The sequence below is a fragment of the Serratia sp. TSA_7 genome (assembly GCF_052692135.1).
This window is the reverse complement of the sequence record NZ_JBQZFU010000001.1, coordinates 220,235-246,984: the sequence shown is the minus strand read 5'-3', so window position 1 is coordinate 246,984 and position 26,750 is coordinate 220,235. Positions and strand designations below refer to the sequence as shown.

General features: G+C 57.7%; 24 protein-coding genes. 9 read left to right on the top strand and 15 right to left on the bottom strand.

Translation table 11 applies throughout. The annotated features are described in order from the left end of the window. Positions 1-3: 3 nt before the first annotated feature. The 3 genes from artP to ACUTQW_RS01195 form a co-directional block, all read right to left on the bottom strand. Positions 4-732 carry an arginine ABC transporter ATP-binding protein ArtP gene (gene artP / locus ACUTQW_RS01205; protein ID WP_004942535.1) on the bottom strand — a complete coding sequence of 243 codons (729 nt, stop codon included), beginning with the start codon at positions 730-732 and terminating at the stop codon, positions 4-6. 256 nt (positions 733-988) lie between these two features. After that, positions 989-1,537 carry a lipoprotein gene (locus ACUTQW_RS01200; protein ID WP_006324524.1) on the bottom strand — a complete coding sequence of 183 codons (549 nt, stop codon included), beginning with the start codon at positions 1,535-1,537 and terminating at the stop codon, positions 989-991. Between the two features lie 126 nt (positions 1,538-1,663). Then, positions 1,664-2,137, bottom strand: coding sequence for an Lrp/AsnC family transcriptional regulator (locus ACUTQW_RS01195; RefSeq protein ID WP_006324525.1), 474 nt, complete (start codon positions 2,135-2,137; stop codon positions 1,664-1,666). A gap of 167 nt (positions 2,138-2,304) precedes the next feature. Between ACUTQW_RS01195 and ACUTQW_RS01190 the strand changes: the two genes are divergently transcribed. Both ACUTQW_RS01190 and ACUTQW_RS01185 read left to right on the top strand, forming a co-directional pair. Beyond that, positions 2,305-2,727 carry a DUF2000 domain-containing protein gene (locus tag ACUTQW_RS01190; RefSeq protein WP_006324526.1) on the top strand — a complete coding sequence of 141 codons (423 nt, stop codon included), beginning with the start codon at positions 2,305-2,307 and terminating at the stop codon, positions 2,725-2,727. Between the two features lie 111 nt (positions 2,728-2,838). Next, positions 2,839-3,162 (top strand): heavy metal-binding domain-containing protein, encoded by a 324-nt coding sequence (locus ACUTQW_RS01185; RefSeq protein ID WP_004942542.1) that lies wholly within the window; start codon positions 2,839-2,841, stop codon positions 3,160-3,162. Between the two features lie 46 nt (positions 3,163-3,208). On the opposite strand, the gene ACUTQW_RS01180 is transcribed toward ACUTQW_RS01185, so the two are convergent. Further along, a complete protein-coding gene (locus tag ACUTQW_RS01180; RefSeq protein WP_064798767.1) occupies positions 3,209-4,771 on the bottom strand; it encodes a DUF3300 domain-containing protein in 1,563 nt (520 codons plus the stop codon). Positions 4,772-4,960: 189 nt separating this feature from the next. Here ACUTQW_RS01180 and ACUTQW_RS01175 point away from each other — a divergent pair, with 189 nt between their 5' ends. Next, entirely contained in the window at positions 4,961-5,797 is an 837-nt protein-coding gene (locus tag ACUTQW_RS01175; RefSeq protein ID WP_006324528.1) for an N-acetylmuramoyl-L-alanine amidase, read from the top strand. On the opposite strand, the gene ACUTQW_RS01170 is transcribed toward ACUTQW_RS01175, so the two are convergent. Together ACUTQW_RS01170 and ACUTQW_RS01165 are read right to left on the bottom strand one after the other, a co-directional pair. Further along, positions 5,798-6,808 carry an NAD-dependent epimerase/dehydratase family protein gene (locus tag ACUTQW_RS01170; protein ID WP_004942550.1) on the bottom strand — a complete coding sequence of 337 codons (1,011 nt, stop codon included), beginning with the start codon at positions 6,806-6,808 and terminating at the stop codon, positions 5,798-5,800. It abuts the gene before it with no gap. Between the two features lie 170 nt (positions 6,809-6,978). Continuing rightward, the gene (locus ACUTQW_RS01165; RefSeq protein ID WP_006324529.1) at positions 6,979-8,418 is read right to left on the bottom strand and encodes a DUF2867 domain-containing protein; all 1,440 of its coding nucleotides are present in this window, start codon (positions 8,416-8,418) and stop codon (positions 6,979-6,981) included. 144 nt (positions 8,419-8,562) lie between these two features. On the opposite strand from ACUTQW_RS01165, the gene ACUTQW_RS01160 reads away from it, so the two are divergent. Next, positions 8,563-8,910, top strand: coding sequence for a DUF1294 domain-containing protein (locus ACUTQW_RS01160; RefSeq protein ID WP_004942554.1), 348 nt, complete (start codon positions 8,563-8,565; stop codon positions 8,908-8,910). A gap of 36 nt (positions 8,911-8,946) precedes the next feature. On the opposite strand, the gene ltaE is transcribed toward ACUTQW_RS01160, so the two are convergent. The 5 genes from ltaE to ACUTQW_RS01135 form a co-directional block, all read right to left on the bottom strand. Further along, the gene (gene ltaE, locus ACUTQW_RS01155; RefSeq protein ID WP_006324530.1) at positions 8,947-9,963 is read right to left on the bottom strand and encodes a low-specificity L-threonine aldolase; all 1,017 of its coding nucleotides are present in this window, start codon (positions 9,961-9,963) and stop codon (positions 8,947-8,949) included. A 105-nt stretch (positions 9,964-10,068) separates the two neighbouring features. Beyond that, positions 10,069-11,790 (bottom strand): ubiquinone-dependent pyruvate dehydrogenase, encoded by a 1,722-nt coding sequence (gene poxB, locus ACUTQW_RS01150; protein ID WP_006324531.1) that lies wholly within the window; start codon positions 11,788-11,790, stop codon positions 10,069-10,071. Between the two features lie 207 nt (positions 11,791-11,997). After that, positions 11,998-13,002: an NADH oxidoreductase gene (gene hcr, locus ACUTQW_RS01145; RefSeq protein ID WP_006324532.1), complete on the bottom strand. Its 1,005-nt coding sequence runs from the start codon at positions 13,000-13,002 to the stop codon at positions 11,998-12,000. A 56-nt stretch (positions 13,003-13,058) separates the two neighbouring features. Further along, entirely contained in the window at positions 13,059-14,708 is a 1,650-nt protein-coding gene (gene hcp / locus ACUTQW_RS01140; protein ID WP_020438788.1) for a hydroxylamine reductase, read from the bottom strand. 172 nt (positions 14,709-14,880) lie between these two features. Further along, positions 14,881-15,777, bottom strand: a complete 897-nt coding sequence (locus ACUTQW_RS01135; RefSeq protein ID WP_004942566.1) for a lysine exporter LysO family protein — start codon at positions 15,775-15,777, stop codon at positions 14,881-14,883. Between the two features lie 192 nt (positions 15,778-15,969). Here ACUTQW_RS01135 and ACUTQW_RS01130 point away from each other — a divergent pair, with 192 nt between their 5' ends. After that, positions 15,970-17,634, top strand: a complete 1,665-nt coding sequence (locus ACUTQW_RS01130) for an ATP-dependent endonuclease (protein ID WP_004942574.1) — start codon at positions 15,970-15,972, stop codon at positions 17,632-17,634. A gap of 13 nt (positions 17,635-17,647) precedes the next feature. Here the strand turns inward: ACUTQW_RS01130 and ACUTQW_RS01125 are convergent, their stop codons facing one another. Continuing rightward, on the bottom strand, positions 17,648-18,598 hold the full coding sequence (locus ACUTQW_RS01125; RefSeq protein WP_004942576.1) for a VirK/YbjX family protein: 951 nt from the start codon (positions 18,596-18,598) through the stop codon (positions 17,648-17,650). Positions 18,599-19,074: 476 nt separating this feature from the next. Here ACUTQW_RS01125 and macA point away from each other — a divergent pair, with 476 nt between their 5' ends. Together macA and macB are read left to right on the top strand one after the other, a co-directional pair. Next, entirely contained in the window at positions 19,075-20,187 is a 1,113-nt protein-coding gene (gene macA, locus ACUTQW_RS01120) for a macrolide transporter subunit MacA (protein ID WP_004942579.1), read from the top strand. Continuing rightward, positions 20,187-22,133 carry a macrolide ABC transporter ATP-binding protein/permease MacB gene (gene macB, locus ACUTQW_RS01115; protein ID WP_006324534.1) on the top strand — a complete coding sequence of 649 codons (1,947 nt, stop codon included), beginning with the start codon at positions 20,187-20,189 and terminating at the stop codon, positions 22,131-22,133. Before macA ends, macB begins: the two co-directional genes overlap by 1 nt. A 135-nt stretch (positions 22,134-22,268) precedes the next feature. Here macB and cspD read toward each other — a convergent pair whose 3' ends face one another. Continuing rightward, positions 22,269-22,490, bottom strand: a complete 222-nt coding sequence (gene cspD / locus ACUTQW_RS01110; RefSeq protein WP_004942590.1) for a cold shock-like protein CspD — start codon at positions 22,488-22,490, stop codon at positions 22,269-22,271. Positions 22,491-22,847: 357 nt separating this feature from the next. On the opposite strand from cspD, the gene clpS reads away from it, so the two are divergent. Together clpS and clpA are read left to right on the top strand one after the other, a co-directional pair. Beyond that, a complete protein-coding gene (gene clpS, locus ACUTQW_RS01105) occupies positions 22,848-23,168 on the top strand; it encodes an ATP-dependent Clp protease adapter ClpS (RefSeq protein ID WP_004928347.1) in 321 nt (106 codons plus the stop codon). Between the two features lie 27 nt (positions 23,169-23,195). Further along, positions 23,196-25,475: an ATP-dependent Clp protease ATP-binding subunit ClpA gene (gene clpA, locus ACUTQW_RS01100; RefSeq protein WP_004942592.1), complete on the top strand. Its 2,280-nt coding sequence runs from the start codon at positions 23,196-23,198 to the stop codon at positions 25,473-25,475. A 214-nt stretch (positions 25,476-25,689) separates the two neighbouring features. On the opposite strand, the gene infA is transcribed toward clpA, so the two are convergent. Then, positions 25,690-25,908, bottom strand: a complete 219-nt coding sequence (gene infA / locus ACUTQW_RS01095; RefSeq protein WP_002211347.1) for a translation initiation factor IF-1 — start codon at positions 25,906-25,908, stop codon at positions 25,690-25,692. Positions 25,909-26,014: 106 nt separating this feature from the next. After that, on the bottom strand, positions 26,015-26,740 hold the full coding sequence (aat, locus tag ACUTQW_RS01090; RefSeq protein WP_198640399.1) for a leucyl/phenylalanyl-tRNA--protein transferase: 726 nt from the start codon (positions 26,738-26,740) through the stop codon (positions 26,015-26,017). Between the last annotated feature and the right edge of the window lie 10 nt (positions 26,741-26,750).

Genomic DNA, 26,750 nt, shown 5'->3' with positions numbered 1-26,750 from the left:
TTATTAGTGTGATAAGTAATTAGCAAACTCGGTGGTCTGCGGCTGTGCAAAATGACTGGCGTCGCCCTGTTCCACCACGCGACCGTTTTCCATGTACACCACGCGGCTGGCGGTCTTGCGCGCCACTTCCACTTCGTGGGTCACAATCACCTGAGTGATCCCGGTGCCGGCCAATTCGCGAATGATGCTGACGATCTGGGCGGTAATTTCAGGATCCAGCGCGGCGGTCGGTTCATCGAACAGTAGTACCTGTGGCTCCATCATCAACGCTCGGGCAATCGCCACGCGCTGTTGCTGGCCGCCGGAAAGGTGCAACGGGAAACGATCGGCAAAGTCGGTCAGGCGCAAACGCTTCAGCAGTTTGTCCGCGCGCTCCATCGCCTGCGCCTTGGACAGGCACAACACGCGACATGGAGCCTCGATCAGGTTCTGCACCACGGTGAGGTGTGGCCAGAGGTTGTATTGCTGGAACACCATGCCAACGTTCTGACGCAGCTCGCGAATGGCTTTTTCGCCCGGAGCCTGTTTGAAATCGAATTGGTTGCCGGCGATCTGCAATTGGCCCGAACGCGGCATTTCCAGCAGGTTCAACACCCGCAGCAATGAGCTTTTCCCGGCGCCGCTTGGACCAAGCAGCACCAAAGTTTCCCCTGCTGGGCAATCCAGCGTGATGTCAAACAGCGCCTGATGTGCGCCGTAATAGCAGTTGATACCGTTAAGTTGAATGCTCATGCGCCAGAATTGAATAGATATTGATGCCGCGAATGTTAACTTCCACAGAATACTTATGCAATCTTTGTGCGTTAAAATTTATTACTGCGCGGCAGAATAGTAAAAGAATAGCACAAGATACCGCGACTCAGGTTCGAAGGGGGGATTTGTCGTGCATGCTGTGAGGTATGTAGCGAAATTTCTTAAGTTGAGCGAACTTTGAGCGCAATCAAGGCATTTGGCCACCGACGCCGAAGAGCGCCGGTGGCAGGGGGGCTTACTGGTTTTCCAGCACCTGGCGCAATGTGCCGCTGGCGGCGTGCGGCGGTACGTTCAGGTAGCGGATATCATCCACGACCCAACAGGTGCCTTCACGCACCATCAGCACCTCATCTTGCCAGTTGATCGCACTGCCGCCGTCCTTCTGGTGGCTCAATTGAACGCGCAGCGGGATATTTTTCGCATCGGTATTAGGAATGCTAGACGCGCTGGCGACGGTGGCGCTGGTCGCCCCCTGGGCATTGCCGGAGAACAGATCGCCGGTTACCCGATGCTTGCCCGGGTTTTGGTTGGCGGCGACCAGATCCTGGTACAGCACCTTACTCAGGTAGGGCTGCAACTGTGCCAGACGGTTGCTGTCCGGCAGGGAAGCCGCAGGGCCTTGTTGCAGGCGCAGATCGTAAAATTTCTGTGCGACCGTATCCGGGCCGCCTTCCACACAACCGCCGGTACGGGTGCCGATATCCTTGAATGCCGGATCGACGGTGGTACAGGCACTCAATAACAGCGCTAAGGGAAAAACAGCCGCAATCGTTTTTGTTTTCATCTCATTACCTTATGTGAAAGTCTCTACCATGAAGAACGATAACTTACAGTTTATACGCAGAAAACTTTATCACCAAAATAGGTTGGCGGTTTATCAGATGCTGCACTTTCCTGCCGTCGCGCCGCTTTATTTCTTGATCGGGAACGCCACAAAGGGTTTGATTTCCTTGAGCACAAACATGCTCTGCATCTCTTTGATGCCAGGAAGACGGCGGATCACCGACATGGAAAAATCGGCATAGGTATCCAAATCGGCGGCGACGACCTGCAGGAGAAAGTCGGCATCTCCCCCAATACTGTAGCAGGCCACCACGTCTTCTAATTCGATGACTTCTCGTTCAAATTTTCTCGCCTCTGCCTCGCTGTGGCTGTCGATGCTTACGCGGATAAACACCATCACCCCCAGCCCGATTTTGCGTCGGTCCAGCACGGCCCGATACCCCTGGATAACGTCGTCGTCTTCCAGTTTCCGTACTTTTCGCCAGCAGGGCGACGCGGACATACCCAGCTCATCGGCCAGGGTTTGGTTAGTGATGCGTGCGTCCTGTTGCAGGGCCGCGAGAATTTTAATGTCTGTCTGAGATAGCGGATTTTTGTTCATTTTATTTCTTTAAACGATGCTAAATAGGTAAATTTTACCGTAATCGTGCCTTTCTTCAACGCAAGCAGGTCATTATTTCCTCCCCTGAAGTGGCATAATATTTGCCGAGAAGTGAGCTATTTCAGGCAGGGCGGCCATTCAGGCGAGTTGATTTTATGGGGGAGAGTATGCAGTTTGACGTGTCCAGACATAAATGCACCATCGTGATCGATGAAGCGTTGGCGGTAGGATTGGCGATGAACGCCGCCAGTGTGATTGGCATCAGTTTTGGCAAGACGTTCGAGAACTTGGTCGGACCGGATTTATCCAGCGGCGATGGCGTGCGCTATCCCGGTGTCATTTATGCGCCGCTGCCGGTCTTGCGTGCGTCCAATGCTACGATTCAGGCATTGTTGAACAGCGCGGGCGACGATGAAGACATTTACAGCATGCCATTCAGCGCCTTGGCTCAATCGTGCCGGACCTATGACGAATATGGCGAGCGGATCTCAGCCGTTAACAGCGAACATATTGAGCTGGTTGCGATTGGGCTGGTCGGGCCGAAGAAAAAAATCACCAGGCTGACCGGCAATTTGCCCTTGTTTAAATAGAGGCGCTTGGGTATGCGCATGATTAATGTTTTTATTGCATATTATATTAAGAACATATGAGTAAACTTGTGGTCTTAGAAGCGTAATCAGCGAATCAAACAAGGAGTTCTGATGCAGCTTTCAACCACCCCGACCCTGGAAGGGTTTACCATTACCGAATACTGCGGTGTCGTCACCGGCGAGGCGATCCTCGGCGCCAATATTTTTCGTGACTTCTTCGCCGGCGTGCGCGATATCGTCGGCGGCCGTTCCGGTGCTTACGAGAAAGAACTGCGTAAAGCCCGCTTGATCGCTTTCCAGGAACTGGAAGAGCAGGCGAAAGAGCTGGGCGCCAACGCGGTGGTCGGCATTGATATCGACTATGAAACCGTGGGCAAAGACAGCAGCATGCTGATGGTGACCGTCAGCGGCACCGCAGTGAAAGTCAGCCGCTAACCCCCATTTTATGAAACGCCCCGGCAACCGTCGGGGCGCAGTTTATTTATCCCACCTTGTGTTCTTCAGGCTTCAGCGGGCGATGTTCCTGCGGTTTTGCCGCAGGTATCAAATGATGTTCCTGCGGTTTTGCCGCAGGTATCAAATGCTGTTCCTGTGGTTTTGCCGCGGGTATCAAATGCTGTTCCTGTGGTTTTGCCGTGGCTATTGGGTGTTGCTCCTGCGGTTGACGCAACGGGGGTTGATGCTGTTGCATCGGTGTCGGACGATTCATCACCGGCGGCGCAATAGCATGACTCACCGGCCTGAGTGCCGGTGACGGCGCGTAGACCGGATGAGGAGCCGCTGCCAATGACGCAGGCTGATGCGTTGCCCGGTTATCCGCCTGACGCGGTGGTGGCGTTTCCGTCCGCGGATGTTGTGGCATTGCCGCAGGGGCGGAATGGTTAAAGTTTGGCATGCTCATCGGCTGATGGACGACGGAGGGCTGCGTTACCGGGCGGGGTGCCGGAGGCGCAGAATGGGTGAAGGCCGGTATGCCTACCGTTGGATGAGCGTTGCCTGCCTGCAGGGGGGCAAAGTGCGGTTTTGCCATGGTGGCAACATTCGGTGCCGGGTGCTCTGCCGTTGGCATGGTCGGAGCGAAATGCGGCGCCTGATTCACCTGCGTATTGTAGTTATTCACTGTATTGGTGCGGTTCACATTATTGTATTGATTGATATTGGTAACGCGATTAATCACAGTGGTGGAGTGCGATATATAAGGCGCATTGTTGTAAATCACCGGTTGACGCCGATCGCCCCAGTGCACATCCCAGTTATGCCAACTGTTGTCGTGCTGATTGATCAAGGCGCCGACCGCGATGCCGACGCCAAAGCTGATAACGCCGGCCGCCAGCATATCCCCACCGCTGTAGCCAGAGGCCGGTTGATAGCGATAGCCGGGGTAGCTCGGCACCGTTTCTCCGTAGGCCACCCAGGGATCGTAACGCGGCACATAAACCACATCCGGCTGGCTGGGTTCAATCACAATCACCCGATCGGGCGCGGCGACCACGGTTTGTTGATAGGGTTGCTGCTGGAGAGCGTGGGTAGCCGGCGCAAGCACCACCCGTTGTTGAGGGGAGTTTTTCAGCGTGCCTTTGTTCGCCGCACGTTGGCGCATCACCTGGATTGCGTTCATTACGTCGGTGGGATCGTTGGCATAAGCATTGCCCAGCGCACGGGTCCAGGGAAGGTTTTTCGCCATCTGGTCCAGCACGTCAGGGAATTGCACCAGACTGCGAACGCTGGGATCCCAGGGTTGGGCGTCTGCGGCCGTGGCGAGCGCCGCCGGTTGCAGGCTGCGGTTCTGCGCCAGCCAATTATCTGCGGCGCTGATTTGATCGGGATAACCCGCACCGGCCAACACCTGGGCCAGTAGCTTGTCAGGGAACAGCGCTACCGGGCTCACCAACTGATAGAGTTGATCGGCGCTTAGCGGCGTATAGGCAGGTGCAGCGGCGGGCTGAGTTACACCCATTACGCCGGCGACACTTTTCTGATCGCAACCGCTGAGTGGCAGCAGAGCGAGACAGATCAACCCGGTTAAACACTTCGATTTGCGCATGGTTTATTCGCTTATTTCAGCACAGGTAATATGATGAGGCTATCACCTGTCAGGCGAGTAGCCAGTGCCGAGCAATACTCGCTTGCACATCTGGCGGGTCTGTCATCATTTATTGATTAACTTGATTATTGGATACAAGTTAATCAACCTGAGTTACAAATTTGGGAACCTGAACCAGGGGAGGGCGACGTGAAAATTTGGCCAGGGATTATTGCCGCCACGCTGCTTGCCGGCTGCCAAACTGCACCGCAGGGTACCACCGTCGATCGCGGCGGCTACCAGCTTGAAACTCTGCATCAGGCGCAAGGCGCCGACCAGCGCATCCGTTTTCTGGTGATGCACTACACAGCGGAAGATTTTCATTCTTCGTTGAAAACCCTGACGGATGAACACGTCAGCGCACATTACCTGCTGCCGGCGCATCCGCTGCGCGAACAGGGCAAACCGGTTGCCTTTCAACTGGTGCCGGAAGCGTTGCGCGCATGGCATGCCGGAGCCAGCTATTGGCGCGGTCGTACCAGCCTGAATGACACCTCTATAGGCATTGAAATCGTCAATCGCGGGTTCAGCCGCCGCATGCTGTTTACCCACTGGCAGCCGTATACGCCGGAGCAAATCGCGCTGTTGATCCCGCTAAGCCGGGATATCATTCAGCGCTATGGCATTCAGCCGACCGACGTGGTGGGGCACAGCGATATTGCGCCGCAACGTAAGCAGGATCCCGGGCCGCTCTTTCCCTGGCAGCAACTGGCAGAGGCGGGGATCGGCGCCTGGCCGGACGCGGCAGAGGTGCAAAGGCGATTGGCAGGGCGCGACCGCCATGCGGCGGTGCCGTTGGCGCCGCTGCTGGAAAAGCTGGCGCGCTACGGGTATGGCGTCGATGCGCAGTGGGATGCGCGGCAACAGAGAAACGTGTTGGCGGCGTTCCAGATGCATTTCCGGCCCAGCGATTTTCGCGGTGAGCCGGATGCTGAAAGCGAGGCGATTGTCGATGCGTTACTGCAAAAGTACGGTGCGGCGCGTTGATTACAGGCCGTACAGCTTGCCGTGTTCTTTCAGCCAGCGGGCGGTGCGGGTAATGCCTTCATCCAGCGAAACAATCGGCTGATAACTCAGTTCCTGTTGCGCGCGGGTGGTATCCAGCGTCAGATCAAAATTGAGCTTGGCGACGCCATAATGGGTGAGCACCGGTTCTTTCTCGCTTTTACTGCCGAGCTTCTCCATGCCGCGCGCCATCATATCCAGCATCGGGTAGGGCACCGAGCGGATCCGGCATTTCATGCCCAGTTCGTCGATCAACTGCTGTACCACGCTGCGCAGCGGGCGTGCCTGCTGGTTGGTGATGTTGTAGGCGCGCCCGGACGGCGTATCCTCTTTTTGGGTCGCCAGCCACATGGCGTGTACCGCGTTCTCCAGATAGGTCATGTCCACCAGCGCTTCACCGCCGCGCGGCAGCAGCAGGTTGCCGTAATGCTTAATCATCTGCAGCAGGCGCGGCAACATCACTTTGTCGTGAGGGCCAAACAGCCCCTGAGGGCGCAGGATGGTGAAGTGGGTCTGCGGGTTGGACAGCGCCAGTTGCTGGATCACCTGTTCGCCGGCGGCCTTGCTGCGTGCAAACTCGTTGGCGTAGCGCGCCGGCCGGAAGTCTTCGGTAATGTTGCGATGGTGATGATAATCGAAATAAATCGCCGGCGAAGAGATATGGATAAACTGCGAAACGCCGTAGGCCGCCGCCCATTCGCCCAGGCGACGGGTGGCGCGCACGTTGGCCAGCTCAAACGCCTCTTCGGTGCCCCAGGGGGAGGTAAAACTGGAGCAATGCCACAGCACGTCCACCTCGGCCAGCATCGCTTTGGCCTGCGACGAGATCAGGTTGGTGAGATCGGCATGAATGAATTCCGCGCCCATTTTTTCCAGCAAACTGCCCATGGCCTGGTTACGGCCGGTGGCGCGTACTTTTATGCCCTGGCGGCGGAGATATTCAACGGCGTTACGGCCTAACCCACTGGTTGCACCGGTGACCAATACCTTCATAACGAACTCTATTCTCGCCAAAAATCAGAATGCTGAAGGCCGTCAGCGGCACCCCAGCAAATAAGATGCCATTCTTCCGTGATTTCGTGCGCTATGCAATCGGAAAGGACCTAACCGCAGCAGCAAACTGTGCGGTTGATCGACAAATGAACATCAGGCCGTGCCGCGGGTCACGGCAGATTGTCTTCGTGCTCTTCGGCCAGCTTCGCAATACGCCGTGCCATGCCGCGAAAAATGAACAGGTGGGCGGGCATCATGGCGAACCAGTAGAGCAACCCGCTGAAACCGGCGGGATGCCACCAGGCGCGGACATCAAGACTGCGGCGATCGCCGTGATCTTTGATAGTGAAGGTTAAACGCCCCAGGCCGGGTGCTTTCATGCCGAACAAGAGCGCCAGCTGACGTAGCGGCTTGAGGGTGATCACTTTCCAGCCGTCGACCAGATCGCCCACAGCCAGCGTATCGCGCGGCGGGCGGCCATACACCACCCGATTGCCGATCATATCGTCCATGCGGGCGCGGATCTGCCACAGGAGGTTGGCATAGAAATACCCCTCTTTGCCGCCCAATTGCTGCACCAGGTGCCACAAAGCCTGGTTGGACGCGTGGGTTTCCAGCGTGCAACCTGCCTGTTTGGGATAGAAACCGTAACCCGGACGCCAGCGCGCCCGCGCCTCCGGATCGTAGCCCCAGTCGGCGGAGTCGACCACCTCCTTCTCGCGACGCAGGGTTTCGCGTACCGCCTCATCGAAGGTTTGCAGCGTTTGCGGGATCAGTGCTTGCAACGGTTTGCCGTCGGCGGGCAGATCGTGGTTCAGGCCTTGAATCAGCGCGCTGGCGATGGACGTGGGCACGGAGGTGATCAGGCTGATAAACCAGACTGAAATAAAGCGCGTGGGCAGGGGAATGGGGATCAGCCAGCGCTTCTTGCCGCTGATCCTGATGAAACGCTCAAACATCGTCTGGTAGCTGATATATTCCGGTCCGGCGACGTCAAAAATGCGATTTTCTTCCGCCGGATGCGCCAGCAGGTCGGCCAGATACACCAGCAGGTTTTCCAGCGCCACCGGCGAAGATTTAGAGCGCACCCAGCGCGGCGGCGTCAGCACCGGCAGGTTGTAGACCATGTCGCGCATCACTTCGAACGCCGCCGAACCTGGGCCGACGATAATACTGGCGCGCAATTCGGTGATCGGGATGCCGCTTTGGCGCAGTATCTCACCGGTTAGCTTGCGTGCCACCAGGTGCGGCGAACTGTCGCCGGTCGGCTGCAGGGCGCCGAGAAAAATGACCTGTTTGACGCCGGAGCTGCGCAGCGCATCGCGCAGGTTTTCCGCAGCCTGGCGTTCCTTTTCAATAAAGTCATCACCGTCGCCCATACCGTGGATCAGATAATAAAGAGTATCTATATCCCATAGCGCGGCGCCCAGGGTTTCCGGGCGATAAACGTCGACATAGTGGCAATTAACCTGCGGCCAGTTCTGGTCCTGCAACCATTCCAGACGGCGCGCGGCGGCGGTAATGGTATGTCCCTGCTCGATCAGGTGAGGGATCAGGTTCTGGCCAATGTAGCCGCTGGCTCCGAGAACCAATACGCGTTGGGGTGTCATCAGCGCTGCCTTATGCAGTGAAAGTCGGTGACAGAATGCCAAACCTGGCGTTTAAATGCACTTTTTGTGTGGTTATGAGGGAGTTGCATCTGCCATGAGGCGGGGTCACACTACGGGCCGTTTGCCTGTGATAAGCCGGATGATATGAAACTGAATGCTGTTTGTTATGCCCTGTTGGGCCTGGCTTTAGTCGCCAGCCTGTTTTTCCTGCATCCGATTGGGATGTGGTGGCTGTTGGCCAACCTGCTGACGTTGCTGGTGTACGGCGCGGATAAGTTTGCTGCGCGCAAGGGTTGGCAACGGGTGCCGGAAAGCACCTTGTTGGTGTTTGGGCTGGTGGGGGGATGGATTGGCGCGATAGTCGCACAGCAGCTGTTTCGCCATAAAACCCAGAAACAGCCGTTCAAAACCTGGTTTATCCTCAGCGTGGTGCTGAACCTGGTGGCGACGCTGGGGATCTGGTACTGGGTTTACGGCCGCTGGATCCTCTGAAGGCGGGGCGCAGTGGCGCCCCGTTCGGGTCAGGATTCAGGCATGCTGGCGAAGGAACTCCCGCCATAAATCGACGACTTGCTGCAGATCCTGACGGCTGACGTCGAGATGGGTCAGAATGCGCGTCAGCGGCCCGCTGCTGATCAGCACGCCACGCTCTCGCATCCACGGCCCCAGCTTTGCGGCCAGATCTGGCGATTGGCGCAGGTACAGCACGTTGGTTTGGGCGCCCGGTTCAGCAATTTCCACGCCCATCCCCTGCAATTGCTGTTCCAGCCATTTGGCGTTGTCGTGGTCATCGCGCAGCCGTTCGACGTTATGCTCCAGCGCATACAAACCCGCCGCCGCCAGAATACCGGCCTGGCGCAGGCCGCCGCCGGTCATTTTGCGCCAGCGCACGGCGCGCTGAATAAAGGCTTCACTGCCGCACAGCAGCGAACCTACCGGCGCACCCAGCCCTTTCGACAGGCAGATGGTGAAGGTGTCGCAGTATTGCACAATCTCTTTCAGCGGCAGGTTCAGCGCGACGGCGGCATTGAAGATGCGCGCGCCGTCGATGTGCAGCGCCAACTGATGCTCACGGGTGAATCGCCAGGCCTGTTGCAGGTACTCCTGCGGCAGCACGCGGCCGCTGATGGTGTTTTCCAGGCTCAGCAAACGGGTTCTGGCGAAGTGAATGTCATCGGGTTTGATGGCCGCCGCGACCTTGTCCAGCGGTAGGGTGCCGTCCGGGTTCGCCTCAATCGGCTGCGGCTGGATGCTGCCGAGCACCGCCGCGCCGCCGGCCTCGTATTTATAGTTATGCGCCTGCTGGCCGACAATATACTCATCGCCGCGCTGACAATGGCTCAACAGCGCCACCAGGTTGGCCTGGGTGCCGCTCGGCAGAAACAGCGCCGCTTCCTTGCCGGACAGACGAACCGCTTCCGCCTCCAGCGCGTTTACCGTGGGATCATCGCCATAAACGTCATCGCCCACTTCGGCCTGCGCCATGGCTTGGCGCATGGCGGCGCAGGGGCGGGTCACGGTGTCACTGCGTAAATCGATAAGCATACAACTCCTCAGCATCAATCCGGAAAATGGCTTCCATCATAGCCGGATTATCGCGTGGCAAAAGCGGAAAATGGCAGGCGCAGCGGTTGCCGCGCCCGCAGAGGATCAGCGCAGCCAGTTGGTTTTCGCCAGTTCGACCACTTCGTCGCCACGGCCGTTGATAATGGCGCGCAGCATATACAGGCTGAAGCCTTTGGCCTGTTCGAATTTGATCTGCGGCGGCATCGCCAGTTCCTGTTTGGCGGTCACCACATCCAACAGGGCCGGGCCGGGGTGCGCCAGCATTTCTTGCAGCGCAGCGTCCAGATCCGAAGCCTTCTCGACGCGAATGCCCTTGATGCCGGCGGCGTTGGCAATCGCCGCAAAATCCGGGTTGTGCAGATCGGTACCGTCGGTCAGGTAGCCGCCGGCCTTCATTTCCATGGCCACAAAACCCAGCACGCTGTTGTTGAAGATCACAATCTTGACCGGCAATTTCAACTGGGTCAGCGACAGGAAATCCCCCATCAGCATGGTAAAACCGCCGTCGCCGCACAGGGCGATCACCTGCTTGCCCGGCTCGGTGGCTTGTGCGCCGATGGCCTGCGGCATGGCGTTGGCCATCGAACCGTGGTTGAACGAACCCAGCAGGCGGCGTTTGCCGTTCATTTTCAGGTAGCGTGCCGCCCACACTGTCGGTGTGCCGACGTCGCAAGTGAAGATGGCGTCGTCGTTGGCGTATTGGCTGATCTGCTGCGCCAGATACTGCGGGTGGATAGGCTGATCGTCATTGGCGCTCGCCAGCCCATCGAGATCTTTGCGCGCAGTGCGGTAGTGCTCCAGCGCCTTGTCAAGAAACGTGCGGTCGCTCTTCGGTTCCAGTTGCGGCAGCAGGGCGGTGAGGGTGGTGTGGATATCGCCCACCAGCGCCATGTTGACCGGGCAATGTGCGCCGATGCTGCCGGGGTTGATGTCGATCTGAATGATGTTGGCGTTGGTCGGGTAGAACGCGCGGTACGGGAACTGGGTGCCGAGCAGCACCAGGGTATCGGCGTTCATCATCGCGTGGTAGCCGGACGAAAAGCCGATCAACCCGGTCATGCCGACGCTGTACGGGTTGTCCCATTCGATATGCTCTTTGCCGCGCAGTGCGTGGACCACCGGCGCTTGCAGCAGTTCGGCCAGCTTGACCACTTCGTCATGCGAACCGGCGCAGCCGCTGCCGCACATCAGCGTGATGTTCTTCGCCTGATTCAGTATGGCCGCCAGCTTGTTCAGCTCGCTCATCGGCGGTTGAACCAGCGGCAGCGCCGGGGTATGCCATACCATGCTGGCGTCTTCCGGCGCCATGCGCAGCGCCACGTCGCCCGGCAGCACGATCACCGACACGCCACGATTGAGGATCGCCTTACGCATGGCGATTTCCAGCACCCGGGGCAGCTGTTCCGGATTGGAGACCAGTTCACAGTAGTGGCTGCATTCACGAAACAGTTCTTGCGGGTGGGTTTCCTGGAAATAACCGCTGCCGATTTCGCTGGAAGGAATATGGGCGGCAATCGCCAATACCGGCACGTGGTTGCGGTGGCAGTCGAACAGGCCGTTGATCAGGTGCAGGTTGCCCGGGCCGCAGGAGCCGGCGCAAACCGCCAACTGGCCGGTGAGCTGGGCTTCTGCGCCGGCGGCAAACGCGGCCACCTCTTCGTGGCGCGTGCCCAGCCATTCGATGGTGCCCATGCGGTGCAGGCTGTCGCTAAGGCCATTGAGCGAATCGCCGGTGACGCCCCAAATGCGTTTCACGCCGGCCTGCTCAAGCGTTTTGGCGACCAGCGTGGCTACGGTTTGCTTCATAATTCCCCCAAGCGTTGTAAAGGACCCTTTATCTTTCACGCCACAGCGTTATGGGCTGCAACTTGAAATCCAGTGGGCATGAATCATTAAGGCTTTTTTAGCGTCAGATGAATGTAATAAAACGCACGGAACAGGGGAAAGTGTAGAAGGGGGCTTCAAAGCCTGCTTGCCGATAAATGCCCCATCGGCGAGATGGGGCTATGGCCGTCAGGCGAGGGTAACGTCACCCTGCAATTGGCAACTGCACGCCAGCACATACCCTTGGGCGATCTCGGCCGGGGTGAGCGTCATGCTGCTGGTGGTGGTGTAGTCACCGTCGAGGATGCGGGTTTTGCACGAACCGCAGACCCCGGCGCGACAGGCGGCGTTAACCGGCAGCGCATGGGCTTCCATCGCTGCCAGCAGCGTGCTGCCGACCGGTACGCGGAACTCGCGCAGCGGCCGGGCGGCGCGCAGCGTTAGCCCTTCGCCTTGCCCGGAGTCCGTTTCCGCCGGCGTATGGAACTGTTCTTTGTGGAAGTGGGCTGCCGGCACGCCAAGCTGGCGGCAAAGCTGCTCCGCCTGCGTCATGTAAGGCGCGGGACCGCAGGTCATCACCGTACGTTCGACAATATCCGGCGCGGCCTGTCGCAAGGCTTCTAACGTTATCCGCCCGTTGAGGTAGCCCGGCTGAGCATCCTGTTCGGCCATCAGCGTCAGTTGCAGTTGAGGATGCGCGGCGCACAACTCGCGCCATTGTTCGGCAAAAATCGTATCGGCAGGGGTGCGTACGTTAAAGATCACGGCAATATCGCAGGCCGGACGATTGGCTACCAACCAGCGGCACATTGAGATAATCGGCGTAACGCCACAGCCGGCCGCCAGCATCAGGTAACGATCGGCCGGGTGCCGTTCGCAACTGAACTCTCCCTGCGCATCGGACAGCCACAAGGTATTGCCGGGTTTGACCTCCTGCGTCAGCCAGCGCGAGCCCGCGCCGTCCGGCAGGCAGCGCACGCTGATGCTGAGAAAACGGCTTTGCCCGGGTGAGGAAGACAGCGTATAGGCGCGCAGCGTTTCTTCGGTATTGCGGATGCTGACCAGCGCAAACTGGCCGGCCTGATAAGGGTAAAAAACGTCGCAGATCAGGTTCAGCGTCCAAACGTCGGCAGTTTCTTGCCGGATCGAGTGTACCTGCATGCGATTGGGGCAAAGTGGGGTGGGTTGGGTCATAGAGCACCTCAAAGGCAAAGGGGCCGGCATAGGCGCGGCCCCGAAAAACAACGGCATCAACCGAGCAAGGCTTGCAGGTCCTGCTCAACGGTGGTGATCGGGCGCATGCCGAACTTGTCGTAGAGGATCGCCATCAGGTTGTCGGTCAGGAAGCCCGGTGCGGTCGGGCCGGTGACGATGTTTTTTACCCCCAGCGACAACAGCGTCAGCAAGATGACGATCGCCTTTTGCTCAAACCACGACAGCACCAGGCTGAGAGGCAGTTCGTTGACCGTGCAGCCAAGCGTTTCGGAAAGTTTGACCGCCAGCATGATGGCGGAATAGGCGTCGTTGCACTGGCCGACATCCAGCAGGCGTGGCAGGCCTTCCAGCGTGCCGAAGTCCAGCTTGTTGAAGCGGTATTTGCCGCAGGCCAGCGTCATGATCAGGCAATCTTGCGGCACGCTGCGGGCGAAGTCGGTGAAATAACTGCGCTCATCGCGGCTGCCGTCACAACCGCCGACCAGGAACACGTGGCGCAGTTTCTTCTGAGCCACCAGATCGATCACCGTATCGGCGGCGTTGAGCAGCGTCTGGCGGCCAAAGCCGACGGTGATCATATGTTCGATCTCGGTATAAGGGAAACCGCTCATGCCTTGCGCCTGGGCGATCACGCGGGTGAAGTCATCCCCTTCCAGGTGGTTAACGCCCGGCCAGCCGACGATGCTGCGTGTCCAGATGCGATCGCCGTAGTTGCCGACGTCAGGATCGATAATGCAGTTGGAGGTCATCAGGATGGGGCCGGGGAATTTGGCGAACTCGATTTGCTGGTTCTGCCAGCCGCTGCCGTAATTGCCGACCAGATGTTTGAATTTTTTCAGCTCGGGATAGCCGTGCGCCGGCAGCATTTCACCGTGGGTATAGACGTTAACGCCCTGGCCCTCGGTTTGCTCCAGCAGCATGCGCAGATCTTTCAGATCGTGACCGGAGATCAGAATCGCCTTGCCCGCTACCGGGCGCACATTCACGCCGCTGGGGATCGGATCGCCATAGGCCTGGGTTTCACCGTGATCGAGGATCGCCATCACGTTGAAGTTCATTTTGCCGATACCCATGGCGTTGTTCAGCAGGGTATCCACGTCGCGCGGCTGGGTGCCGAGCCAGGCCATAAAGGCATGGTAATCGGCATAGATTTGGTCGTCGAACTGGCCCAGTACGTGGGCGTGTTCCATATAGGCCGCCGCCCCTTTGAGGCCGTACAGGCACAGCATGCGCAGGCCGTGAATGTCATCGCCCACCTCGGCCTTGTCGGTGTTGAGGGCGAATTGCGCCGCCTGCTGCAACAGCGTCGGCATGTCGTCGCCGTCGAGTTGCAGACTCGCCAGTGGATGATCGACGTGTGCGCCGGCGTCCAGCAGCCGGCAGCGTGTGGCCAGCGCGTCGCGCAGGAGGAGGGTTTCCCGCGCGTAGCCGACAATGCGATCAGAGTCGAAGTTAACGTTGGTCAGAGTGGAGAAGAAGGCGCGCGGGGCAAAGCTGTCGATCTCGTGATCGATAATCCCGAGCGAGCGGGCCAGCAGAGCCCAGGCGGACAACCCTTGCAACGCCGCTACCAGCAGATCTTGCAGATCGGAGGTTTCCGCCGTTTTGCCGCACATGCCCTGAGCATAAGAGCAGCCGTTGCCTGCCGGGGTACGGATGGTTTGTTCACATTGCACACAGAACATAATCGCTTCCTTTTTTAAAGTTGCATTTATAATGCTTGTTTATGAGCATAGATCGGCAACCGGGGCTTAAAAAGGCTTTTGTGGTACTACTGTGGGCAAGTTTGATTTAGCGCAATTTTACCCTGCGGATGGGAATTATTACGCTTTACGGGGGCATAGCCCCCGGAAGAAATCACGAGAACAGGGCGATCAGTACCGGCGCCAGCAGGCTCAGCAGGAAACCGTGCACGATTGCGGGCGGTACCATTTCCAACCCGCCGCTGCGCTGTAACACCGGCAGGGTAAAGTCCATCGAGGTGGCCCCGCACAGGCCCAGCGCCGAGGAACGGCTGCGGCGTACCAGGGTCGGGATCAGCATAATTGCCACCAACTCGCGCGCCAGATCGTTAAAGAAGGCCGCGCTGCCCAGTACCGGGCCATAAGCGTCGGTGATCAGAATACCGGAAAGCGAATACCAGCCGAAACCGGAAGCCATCGCCAGCCCGGCTTTGATCGGCAGCCCCAGCAGTTGTGCCGCCAGCGCGCCGCCGGCCAGTGCGCTGATCGTCACCACCACCGCCACTATCATGCCGCGCCGGTTAATCACGATTTGACGCAGCGTCATGCCGCTGTTGCGCAGTTGGATACCCACCAGCAGCAACAGGAAAATCAACGCGTATTCACTGCCCTTTCCGGCAAACTGCAGCCACTGCCACTGCGTCAGACCGAGCAGGAAACCGCCGAGCACCACGCCGCACAGTTTGAGCGATTCCAGCGCCATGTGCAGGCGCGAAGGCAGCCGTTCTTGTTTATGGCTGTTGCGCCAGGGCATTTTGCGTTCCAGCAGCGTCAGCATCAGCAAGCTGGCAGCCAAGATACACAGGAAAAACACCGCGGCGTACTGGAATATCAGCAACAGGTTGCTGCTCAAATCTTCCAGGAATGCCAGGCTGATGCCCATAAAAAACAGGATCACGTAAACCATCCCGCTCAGCAGGCGGTTGATGGCCTGGAGTAACGTCCGGCTGCGTAAGGGGATGAGATAACCGGCAATCAGCGGTAACAGAATAATCAACAGTCCTGAATACATGGTGAAGCTTGCGTCCTTTGTTCTGGGGGCGGTGCGCGGATGACCGGCGAGGCCCACACGCTAACCAAAACGGTGACCGGAGTAAAGCGGCAGATTTGATGCAGTCTGCTTGACCTGCAAGGGGTTTTTTGACCATGCTCTGGAAAGGTCACCTTCATTGAGGACGGTGACGGCACGCACGGGAGGCGGCAGATGTTCTTAGAGCGTATCGAGATTGTAGGTTTCCGCGGCATTAATCGGCTGTCCCTGATGCTGGACGACAACACGCTGCTGCTCGGCGAAAACGCCTGGGGTAAATCCAGCCTGCTCGACGCGCTGACCCTGCTGCTGGCGCCGGAGCAACAGCTATACCGTTTTGAAGTGCACGACTTCCATTTTCCTCCCGGCGAAGAGGCGGCCAAAGACCGGCACTTGCAGGTGGTGTTTACCTTTTGCGAGAAAGACCTCGGGCACGCTCATCTCCCCCGTTATCGCCACCTGTCGCCGCTGTGGGTCAAGGGCGATGATAATCTGAACCGCATTTATTACCGTTGCGAAGGCGAACTGGCCGATGACGATACGGTGTGCACCTGGCGCAGTTTTTTGGACGCCGAGGGCAATGCGATGCAACTGCATCATATCGAACAGCTGGCGCACGCCATTATCCGTATTCACCCGGTATTGCGTTTGCGCGATGCGCGTTTTATTCGCCGCTTGCGGCCCAGCACGCTCAATGACGAGCACCCTGCGGATAATCAGGCGCTGGCTCAGCAGTTGGATCAATTGACGCGCGAACTGGTGCGCAATCCGCAAAAGCTGACTAATGGCGAACTGCGTCAGGGACTGGCGGCGATGCAGCAACTGCTGGAACACTACTTCGCTGAGCAGGGATCGCAGGTGGCGCGCCCGCGCAGCCACCGGTTGGATCAAGATCAGGACCAGCAGGCGTGGCGCTCGCTGGACAGCATCAACCGGATGGTCGCTGAACCGAACAGCCGCAGCATGCGGCTGATTTTGCTGGGCATGTTTTCTACGCTGTTGCAGGCCAAGGGCAACGTCAAGTTGGATCCGCACGCCCGTCCGTTGCTGTTGGTGGAGGACCCGGAAACCCGGTTGCACCCGATCATGCTGTCGGTGGCCTGGGGGTTGCTCAACCAGTTGCCGCTGCAGCGCATCACCACCACCAATTCCAGCGAACTGGTGTCGCTGGTTCCGGTGGAACACGTTTGCCGGCTGGTGCGCGAGTCGGGGCGGGTTGCCACTTATCGGCTTGGGCCACGCGGGCTGGGGCCGGAGGATGGGCGGCGGATTGCTTTTCATATTCGCTTTAACCGACCGTCATCGTTGTTTGCCCGCTGTTGGCTGCTAGTGGAAGGCGAGACGGAGGTTTGGCTGCTGAGTGAACTGGCGCGCCAGTGCGGCTATCACTTTGAAGCGGAAGGGGTACGGGTGATTGAATTCGCCCAGTGCGGCCTGAAGCCGTTGCTGAGGTTTGCTCGCCGCATGGGCATTGAATGGCATGCGCTGGTGGACGGCGACGAGGCCGGGAAGAAATACGCCAACACCGTGCGCAGTTTGCTGGATAACCACGGCGACAGCGAACGTGATCGCCTGACCGCGCTGCCGGCGCCGGATATGGAACACTTTATGTTCCGCGAGGGCTTCAGCCCGGTTTATCACCGCGTAGCTTCTGTGCCGATCAATGCTCAGATGCCGATACGCAAGGTGATCCTGAAGGCGGTGCATCACTCTTCGAAACCCGATTTGGCTATCGAAGTGGCGATGCAGGCCGGCGAGTGGGGCACCGATTCCGTGCCGCCATTGCTGAAGAAAATGTTCTCGCGTGTGATCTGGCTGGCGCGCGGCCGGGCGGATTAGGCGCCCGGCAGTCTTATCGGGTACTGAAATGTTCGGCCATTCCCTGTTCCAGTTCATCTAGCAATTGATAACGACGGCGGTATTCTGCCCGTTTCTTGCTGACCACCTCATCGATCGGTTTACGCGTGATGCGCTCCGGCAGCAGGAAGTAGCCGCTGTCGAGCATCTTGCCGCCCATTGAGCTCCAGAACTGATCGTAATCGGCGTGCAGTTGGGCTTTCTTTTTACTGTGATAACGCCAATTCTGATAAATATGGGTGGTATTGCCAACCGCCACTATTTGCCGGATGCCCAGATGATGAGCCAGCGTGCAGATGCCTTCCAGCACCAGCCGTTTCGGAAATAACCCGTGGCATTCCTTGGTGGCGTGCTGAATTTCCGCGTGCGGCACCTGGTTGTTGGCCCCCTGCAAGCCGCCGATGAACAGCGTCGGCTGTTGCTGATAGTGCATCAGCGCAAAGGTGATTTCCGCCAGCATAATGCCGTTGGCGTTACGCAGCAGCAGGGTGGCTTCCCCTTCTTTGTTCAAATTATCGATGGCCGACAGTTCCAGCGAAACCGATTCGCCGCTTTTGCCGCTGGCGGTGGCCAGCACAAAGGGTTTCTTCAGATGACCGATACGCATTTTCAGCGGCATGCGCTGCGCGCTGAGAGCGTAATGATCGCGCAGGGCGAACAGGCACTCGATCTTGTTCATGTTCGCCGCCAGGTAGGGGCGATGCAGCTTGCAGGGCAGATTGGGCTGCGCGCTCAGAATCTCATCCCGCAGAGGATTGGACGCCAGCGTGTTCAGCAGGGCGCTGGTAGTGCGCCAGCAAAACAGCGATCGGCCGATAAACTTCAGGCGGAATGAGGTTTTTTTCCAGGCATTACTCGGCGCCATATCGCCATTAATCAGTGCCGTCATCAGTTGCCAACCGTTAAGCGGGCGTGCAGATACGAGTGGATAGCTGAGCTGAGACATGATGAAATCCTTGGCAGTGTCGAATAGCGCTATTTCAGCAAGCTTTCGCTAAACGGGAGTTCAATGCTTAACTGTAACCAAGGATGTCTCCACATTGTGTTGAGCTAAGGTTTAGTTACACCCTATTGCTGTACAGGGCACTTTTGCTCCGTTTCCGCCTGAAATTACCTTCTTGCGAAAAGCAGCCTCGCGCCAAAACGAGCGGCCAGATTGCTTTTCCCAAACCATTCTCTGCTGCAACGTTTATCGGACGTTAAGTAGCGGGAGATGCCGAGGATAATTTCATCTATTGCTGCCAGTTTCCCTCATGGTTTGCTCTTAATTCTGACTTAATGCGCACATAGTCCGTGAAGGTTATAATCCCGTTCAACTTACTATGGGCATGATGAATAACGGATTTACACCGGATGAGATGCCGGGTAAACCGTCTGGGTTATTTGAAGTAAGTGATAAAAAACAAAAGGAAGATGGCATCAATGATGTTTAAAGGACATAAGCGACGCTGGGGCATCGCACTGATCGTCGTGGCGGCGATCGCCGCGCTGGCGATCTGGCATTTCAGCCGCCCGGCGCCAACCCAGTTTAAAACGGTGAAGGTGGCCAAGCGCGACCTGCAGCAAAATGTGCTGGCGACCGGCCAGCTTGACGCGGTGCGCAAGGTTGACGTTGGTGCGCAGGTCAGCGGGCAGTTGGAAAGTCTGTATGTTGAGATCGGCGATAAGGTGAAAAAAGGCCAGTTGCTTGGCGTGATCGATCCGCAGCAGGCACAAAACAGTATCCGCGAGGGTGAGGCGACGCTGCGTGAACTGCACGCTCAACTGCAACAGGCCCAGGCCGAACAACAACTGGCGGCGGTGACGCTGCAGCGCAATCAGGCACTGGCGAAGTTACAAGCGGTATCGCGCCAGGATCTGGATCAGGCGGCGACGCAACTGGCGGTGAAGAAGGCGCAGGTCGGCACTATCAATGCGCAGATTGCCCGCAATCAGGCCAGCCTGGACACCGCTAAAATCAATCTGGCATTTACCCGTATTGAAGCGCCGATGGACGGCGATGTGGTGCAGATCACCACGCTGCAAGGCCAGACGGTAATCGCCGCGCAGCAGGCACCGAACATTCTGACGTTGGCGGATCTCAGCACCATGCTGGTGAAAGCGCAGGTCTCGGAAGCGGACGTTATCAGCCTCAAACCGGGTCAGAAGGCCTGGTTTACCGTGTTGGGCGATCCTAACCGGCGTTTTGACGGCGTGCTGAAAGACATTCAGCCGACGCCGGAAAAGGTTAACAACGCCATCTTTTACTATGCGCGTTTCGAAGTGCCGAACCCCGAAGGCCTGCTGCGTCTGCAGATGACGGCGCAGGTGCATATTCAACTGGCGGGCGTCAGCCAGGCGCAGGTCATTCCTCTGGCGGCGCTGGGCGACCAAATCGCCGATAACCGTTACCACGTCGCGGTATTGAAACAGGGCAAGGAAGAGAAACGCGAGGTAACCATAGGTCTGCGTAATAATATTGACGTACAAATTACGAGCGGCTTGAGCATCGGGGATGAAGTTATTGTCAGCCGCGGCGGCTCGGAGGCCAACTGATGGCGGCGCTGTTACAACTGAGCGGCATCCGCCGCAGCTATCAGTCGGGCGATCAGACGGTGGACGTGTTGAAAGGCGTGAGCCTGAGCATCGACGCCGGTGAAATGGTGGCAATCATGGGCGCCTCCGGTTCTGGCAAGTCTACGCTGATGAACATTCTCGGCTGTCTGGACAAGCCCAGCGCCGGCGTATACCGGGTGGCAGGCCAAGATGTGGCGACGCTGGATGGCGATGCCTTGGCCCGGCTACGGCGCGAGCATTTTGGTTTTATCTTCCAGCGCTACCATTTGCTGCCTCATCTGAGCGCGGCGCATAACGTCGAGGTGCCGGCGGTCTACGCCGGGCTGGGCAAGGCAGCGCGGCGGGAACGTGCGGTAGCGCTGCTGCAGCGCCTTGGGCTGAGTGAACGCGTCAGCTACCGGCCGAGCCAGCTTTCCGGCGGCCAGCAGCAGCGCGTCAGTATCGCCCGCGCGCTGATGAACGGCGGCCAGGTGATCCTGGCAGATGAGCCGACCGGCGCCCTCGACAGCCATTCCGGTGAAGAGGTGATGACTATCCTCAAGCAACTGTGCGAGCAGGGGCATACGGTGATCATCGTTACTCACGATCCGGCTGTCGCTCGGCAGGCTGAGCGGATCATTGAAATCCGCGACGGCGAGATCATTGCCGATTCACGCCCGGCGCAGCAGGGCAATCCGAATGCCAAACCGCTGGAACTGGCCGCGCCGGCACCGTCGTGGCAGCAGATGGCCGGCCGCTTCCGCGAGGCGCTGGTGATGGCGTGGCGGGCGATGGCGGCGAATAAAATGCGCACTGCGCTCACCATGTTGGGCATTATTATCGGCATCGCTTCGGTGGTCTCGATCCTGGTGATCGGCGACGCCGCCAAGCAGATGGTGTTGGCGGATATCAAATCCATCGGCACCAATACGGTGGATATTTACCCCGGCAAGGACTTTGGCGACGACGATCCCACCTTTCGTCAGTCGTTGAAATATGATGATCTTGATGCGTTGCGCGAGCAGCCTTATATCAGCGCACTGTCTCCGACCATCGCCAGCAGCATGCGATTGCGGTTGGGCAACGTCGATGTGGCGGCCAATGTGACCGGGGTCAGCGAGCAGTTTTTCCGCGTCTACGGCATGACTTTCACCCAAGGGGCCGGTATTGATCCGTTCCAGGTACAGTCGCAGGCGCAAACGGTGGTTATCGACGCCAACACCCAGCGCCGGCTGTTCCCGCACCAGAAGAATGTGGTGGGTGAGGTGATGTTGGTGGGTAACATGCCGGCAACGGTGGTCGGGGTGGCGAAGGAGAAACAGTCGATGTTCGGCAGCAGCAAGACGCTGAACGTTTGGGTTCCCTACAGCACCATGGCCAACCGGCTGATGGGCAACGCCTATTTTGATTCGATCACCGTGCGTATCCGTGACGATTACAATAGCCAGGAAGCGGAGCAGCAATTGACGCGTTTGCTGACGCTGCGTCATGGCAAGAAAGACTTCTTCACCTATAACATGGACAGCCTGGTGCAGACCGCAGAGAAAACCACGCGCACGCTGCAGCTGTTCCTGACGCTGGTGGCGGTGATTTCATTGGTGGTCGGCGGGATCGGCGTGATGAATATCATGCTGGTGTCGGTGACGGAGCGTACGCGCGAGATTGGCATCCGTATGGCGGTGGGCGCCCGTTCCGGCGACGTATTGCAGCAGTTCCTGATTGAAGCGGTGCTGGTGTGCCTGGTTGGCGGTGCCCTGGGGATTACGCTGTCCTTCGCCATCGGGTTGCTGGTGCAACTGGTGCTGCCAGGTTGGCAGATTAACTTCCCGCCGGCGGCGTTGTTGAGCGCGTTTTTGTGCTCTACCGGTATCGGCGTGGTGTTCGGTTATCTGCCTGCACGCAGTGCTGCCCGGCTTAACCCGATTGATGCACTGGCGCGCGAGTAATAGCCTATCTCCGTGGTATTTGGCGCTGCGGCGTGATTAGCGGCAATTCGACATTATAGCGTATAATAAAAAATGCCAGTCACACGGCGGCTGGCATTTTTAGCGGGTTGCTTTAGGCTGGCTCTGCATCAGCGTTTAGGCCAGTGCCTCGCTTTCCAGCGGCACAATAAGACTCGCATGGTTCCCTTTCGGCCCTTGGTGCACGTCAAAACTGACCTGTTGGCCGGCTTTTAGTGTCCTGTACCCATCCATTTTAATCGTTGAATAATGGGCGAATATGTCTTCGCCGCCGCCTTCAGGACAGATAAACCCAAACCCCTTGGCGTTGTTGAACCATTTAACAGTACCCGTCTCCATGCTTTTACATCCCTCGCAACGCTATTTTAGGTGAGATGAATAACTGAATTCGCACCCGCCAAAGGCAGGTAGCAGATGAGCACGGGGCGGTTAAAAGACCACCAGCTCACGAATTTACACTCTAGAGCAAATGATCATCACGTCAAGGGATCGGCTTTTGTCCGCAGGAGGCAGTTCATCAAAGTTTGAAGCAGTTAACGCTATTGACATTGTTTGGTAACAATTTGTCAGAGATTTTTGCGCACGTTCCAGTACGGCGAGATGATGACGAAGATGATAAAATAGTAGTGATACCCCACTTTGAATAACCGGAACCTGTCCCCATATCAGAGGACAGAGCAGAGAAGATGAGCAGCAATGGGCAATAACAACGATTGGCTGAATTTTGAACACTTGGCCGAAGAAAAACAAATCGATGCGGTAAAACCGCCGTCTATGTATAAAGTTATACTTAACAACGACGATTACACACCGATGGAATTTGTGATTGACGTTCTGCAAAAGTTCTTTTCTTATGATATTGAACGTGCAACGCAACTGATGCTCACGGTCCACTATCAAGGCAAGGCGATCTGCGGTGTTTTTACCGCCGAGGTGGCGGAAACCAAGGTCGTACACGTGAACCGTTATGCAAGGGAGAACGAGCATCCGTTGCTCTGTACGCTGGAAAAAGCCTAGATTTTGGCAACTATTGGGGAGGTGCTTATGCTCAATCAAGAACTGGAACTCAGTCTCAACATGGCTTTCGCCAGAGCGCGTGAGCACAGACACGAGTTTATGACCGTGGAGCACCTGTTGCTGGCGTTACTCAGCAACCCTGCCGCGCGAGAGGCGCTTGAGGCATGTACGGTAGACCTGGCCGCGCTGCGCCAGGAACTGGAAGCCTTTATCGAACAAACCACGCCGACGTTGCCTGCCAGCGAAGAAGAGCGCGACACTCAGCCGACGCTAAGCTTCCAGCGTGTGCTGCAGCGTGCCGTATTCCATGTGCAGTCTTCCGGCCGCAGCGAAGTCAGCGGCGCCAACGTGCTGGTGGCGATTTTCAGCGAGCAGGAGTCGCAGGCGGCTTATCTGCTGCGCAAACACGACGTCAGCCGTCTTGACGTAGTGAATTTCATTTCACATGGCACACGTAAAGACGAGCCGGGCCAAGCGCCAAATGCGGAAAACCCGGTGAACGAAGAGCAGTCCGGAGGGGAAGACCGTATGGAAAACTTCACCACCAACCTCAACCAGTTGGCCCGTGTGGGCGGTATCGATCCCCTGATTGGCCGCGACCCAGAGCTGGAGCGCGCTATTCAGGTGCTGTGCCGCCGCCGTAAAAACAACCCGCTGTTGGTCGGCGAGTCCGGCGTGGGTAAAACCGCCATTGCCGAAGGGCTGGCATGGCGTATCGTGCAGGGCGACGTCCCGGAAGTGATGGCGGATTGCACGCTGTATTCCCTGGACATCGGTTCGCTGCTGGCCGGTACCAAATACCGCGGCGACTTCGAGAAACGCTTCAAGGCGTTGCTGAAACAGCTGGAGCAGGACAAGAGCAGCATCCTGTTTATCGATGAGATCCACACCATCATCGGTGCCGGTGCGGCTTCCGGTGGGCAGGTGGATGCGGCCAACCTGATTAAACCGCTGCTCTCCAGCGGCAAGATCCGGGTGATTGGCTCCACCACTTATCAGGAATTCAGCAACATTTTCGAAAAAGACCGTGCGCTGGCCCGTCGCTTCCAGAAAATCGACATTACCGAGCCGACGCCGGAAGAGACCATTCAGATCATCAACGGTCTGAAAACCAAGTACGAAGCGCACCATGACGTGCGTTATACCGCCAAGGCGGTGCGTGCGGCTGTTGAGCTGTCGGTGAAGTACATCAATGACCGTCACCTGCCGGACAAGGCTATCGACGTGATCGACGAGGCGGGCGCTCGCAGCCGGCTGATGCCGATCAGCAAGCGAAAGAAAACCGTCAACGTTGCGGACATTGAGTCTGTGGTTGCGCGTATTGCGCGTATCCCGGAAAAAACCGTGTCGGCAAGCGATCGCGATGTGCTGAGAAACCTGGGCGACCGTTTGAAAATGCTGGTGTTTGGCCAGGATCAGGCGATCGAAGCGCTGACAGAAGCGATCAAAATGAGCCGTGCGGGTCTGGGCCACGATCGCAAACCTGTCGGTTCCTTCCTGTTTGCCGGGCCAACCGGCGTCGGGAAAACCGAGGTGACGGTGCAGTTGGCGAAGGCGATGGATATCGAACTGCTGCGTTTTGACATGTCCGAGTATATGGAACGTCATACCGTCAGCCGCTTGATTGGCGCGCCTCCGGGCTATGTCGGTTACGATCAGGGCGGGCTGCTGACCGATGCGGTGCTCAAACATCCGCACTCGGTGGTGTTGCTGGATGAAATCGAGAAGGCGCATCCGGATGTGTTCAACCTGCTGTTGCAGGTTATGGACAACGGCACCCTGACCGATAACAACGGTCGCAAGGCGGACTTCCGCAACGTGATCCTGGTGATGACCACCAACGCCGGGGTTCGTGAAACAGAACGCAAATCGATCGGCCTGGTGCAGCAGGACAACAGCACCGATGCGATGGAAGAGATCAAAAAAGTGTTCACGCCGGAGTTCCGTAACCGTCTGGACAACATTCTTTGGTTCAACCATCTGTCGACCACGGTGATCCAGCAGGTTGTCGATAAGTTTATTGTCGAACTGCAGGCACAGTTGGATGCGAAGGGTGTGTCGCTGGAAGTGAGCGACGAAGCGCGTGACTGGCTGTCGGTGAAAGGCTACGACCGTGCGATGGGCGCTCGTCCGATGGCGCGTGTGATGCAGGAAAACCTGAAGAAACCGTTGGCCAACGAACTGCTGTTCGGTTCACTGGTGGACGGCGGCTCGGTGAAGGTCGAACTGGACAAAGACAACCAGAAACTGACTTACCACTTCCTCAGCGCTCAGAAACGCAAAGCGGATGAAGGTGCGGTGCACTAAAGGCCGGCCAGTCCAGATAATGAAAAAGCGATGCTTCGGCATCGCTTTTTTTATGGGTGAAAGTATTTCATCACCGCTACAAAAATGAGCGAGCCCTCTCGGTTTACCTGCGCTCTTGCAACTCGATGTTGAACGTTGCTACGGGGGTAAACGGAAAGGGCTCCGGAGGGGTTACATCCTCGGTGCCGCCATCGGCTGGCGACGAGTGAGCCGATTAACGGCTACGGAAGACAATGCGGCCTTTGCTCAGGTCGTACGGGGTCAGCTCTACAGTGACTTTGTCGCCCGTCAGGATGCGGATGTAGTTCTTACGCATTTTACCGGAGATATGTGCGGTTACTACGTGCCCGTTTTCCAATTCAACGCGGAACATAGTGTTCGGCAGCGTATCAAGAACGGTGCCCTGCATTTCAATATTGTCTTCTTTGGCCATCGAATCCTCTAGGTCTAACTACCTTAGTTTTTAACCGGCAAGATAATGCCGAAAAACCCACATTATGTAAAGACGTGTCGGTGAACATTGCACCGTTTCCGCAAAATTAGTTTGTTGGGGAGGGTGGTTCAGCCTGCTGTGGGGGTAACACTTGCGCTGCCCAGCATTCCGGTGCTAACGGCTTGCGCTGGAGGTTGCTGAGCTGTTGTAAAAATTGGCGGCGGGGGATTTCTCTCGCTCCCAGCGTGGCAGTGTGAGCGTTAAGCACCTGACAGTCAATCAATTCTCCGCCATAAGCGGCAAAATGCCGACAAAAAGCCAATAGCGCGCACTTGGAGGCGTTGGTGGTGCGACTAAACATCGATTCGCCGCAGAACAGTGCGCCCTGCGCCACGCCGTACATGCCGCCTACCAGCTCTTTATCCTGCCATACCTCGACTGAATGGGCGAAACCGAGGCGGTGCAGATGCAGGTAGGCGCGCTGCACCTCCGGGCCGATCCAGGTGCCTTCATGCGGCCGAACGGCGCAAGCGGTTATTACCGCGGCAAAGTCGTGGTTCAGCGTAATGCGAAAGGGATTGCCGCTCAGAAAGCGTTTCAGGCTGCGGCTGATATGGTATTGCGCCGGGAACAACACGGCACGCGGGTCAGGCGACCACCACAGAATGGGCTCCCCCGGCGAAAACCAGGGGAAGATACCGCGCTCATAGGCGGCCAGCAAACGCGGCGCCGTCAGGTCGCCGCCAATGGCCAGCAGGCCGTTAGGATCGCGCAGTGCGCCCTCTGGCGAAGGAAACGCGAGTGACTGCGGTGACAGCTTAACAATACGCATAAAAGGTCTC

Bases quoted from the DNA above. Each gene is read 5' to 3' on its own strand.
- macB (WP_006324534.1), top strand. From the start codon at position 20,187: ATGGCGGCGCTGTTACAACTGAGCGGCATCCGCCGCAGCTATCAGTCG.
- artP (WP_004942535.1), bottom strand. From the start codon at position 732: ATGAGCATTCAACTTAACGGTATCAACTGCTATTACGGCGCACATCAG.
- ACUTQW_RS01190 (WP_006324526.1), top strand. From the start codon at position 2,305: ATGCAGTTTGACGTGTCCAGACATAAATGCACCATCGTGATCGATGAA.
- ACUTQW_RS01185 (WP_004942542.1), top strand. From the start codon at position 2,839: ATGCAGCTTTCAACCACCCCGACCCTGGAAGGGTTTACCATTACCGAA.
- infA (WP_002211347.1), bottom strand. From the start codon at position 25,908: ATGGCCAAAGAAGACAATATTGAAATGCAGGGCACCGTTCTTGATACG.
- ltaE (WP_006324530.1), bottom strand. From the start codon at position 9,963: ATGCTTATCGATTTACGCAGTGACACCGTGACCCGCCCCTGCGCCGCC.
- ACUTQW_RS01130 (WP_004942574.1), top strand. From the start codon at position 15,970: ATGTTCTTAGAGCGTATCGAGATTGTAGGTTTCCGCGGCATTAATCGG.
- ACUTQW_RS01200 (WP_006324524.1), bottom strand. From the start codon at position 1,537: ATGAAAACAAAAACGATTGCGGCTGTTTTTCCCTTAGCGCTGTTATTG.
- poxB (WP_006324531.1), bottom strand. From the start codon at position 11,790: ATGAAGCAAACCGTAGCCACGCTGGTCGCCAAAACGCTTGAGCAGGCC.
- clpA (WP_004942592.1), top strand. From the start codon at position 23,196: ATGCTCAATCAAGAACTGGAACTCAGTCTCAACATGGCTTTCGCCAGA.
- ACUTQW_RS01160 (WP_004942554.1), top strand. From the start codon at position 8,563: ATGAAACTGAATGCTGTTTGTTATGCCCTGTTGGGCCTGGCTTTAGTC.
- ACUTQW_RS01195 (WP_006324525.1), bottom strand. From the start codon at position 2,137: ATGAACAAAAATCCGCTATCTCAGACAGACATTAAAATTCTCGCGGCC.
- hcp (WP_020438788.1), bottom strand. From the start codon at position 14,708: ATGTTCTGTGTGCAATGTGAACAAACCATCCGTACCCCGGCAGGCAAC.
- cspD (WP_004942590.1), bottom strand. From the start codon at position 22,490: ATGGAGACGGGTACTGTTAAATGGTTCAACAACGCCAAGGGGTTTGGG.
- ACUTQW_RS01135 (WP_004942566.1), bottom strand. From the start codon at position 15,777: ATGTATTCAGGACTGTTGATTATTCTGTTACCGCTGATTGCCGGTTAT.
- macA (WP_004942579.1), top strand. From the start codon at position 19,075: ATGATGTTTAAAGGACATAAGCGACGCTGGGGCATCGCACTGATCGTC.
- hcr (WP_006324532.1), bottom strand. From the start codon at position 13,002: ATGACCCAACCCACCCCACTTTGCCCCAATCGCATGCAGGTACACTCG.
- ACUTQW_RS01125 (WP_004942576.1), bottom strand. From the start codon at position 18,598: ATGTCTCAGCTCAGCTATCCACTCGTATCTGCACGCCCGCTTAACGGT.
- clpS (WP_004928347.1), top strand. From the start codon at position 22,848: ATGGGCAATAACAACGATTGGCTGAATTTTGAACACTTGGCCGAAGAA.
- aat (WP_198640399.1), bottom strand. From the start codon at position 26,740: ATGCGTATTGTTAAGCTGTCACCGCAGTCACTCGCGTTTCCTTCGCCA.
- ACUTQW_RS01165 (WP_006324529.1), bottom strand. From the start codon at position 8,418: ATGACACCCCAACGCGTATTGGTTCTCGGAGCCAGCGGCTACATTGGC.
- ACUTQW_RS01180 (WP_064798767.1), bottom strand. From the start codon at position 4,771: ATGCGCAAATCGAAGTGTTTAACCGGGTTGATCTGTCTCGCTCTGCTG.
- ACUTQW_RS01170 (WP_004942550.1), bottom strand. From the start codon at position 6,808: ATGAAGGTATTGGTCACCGGTGCAACCAGTGGGTTAGGCCGTAACGCC.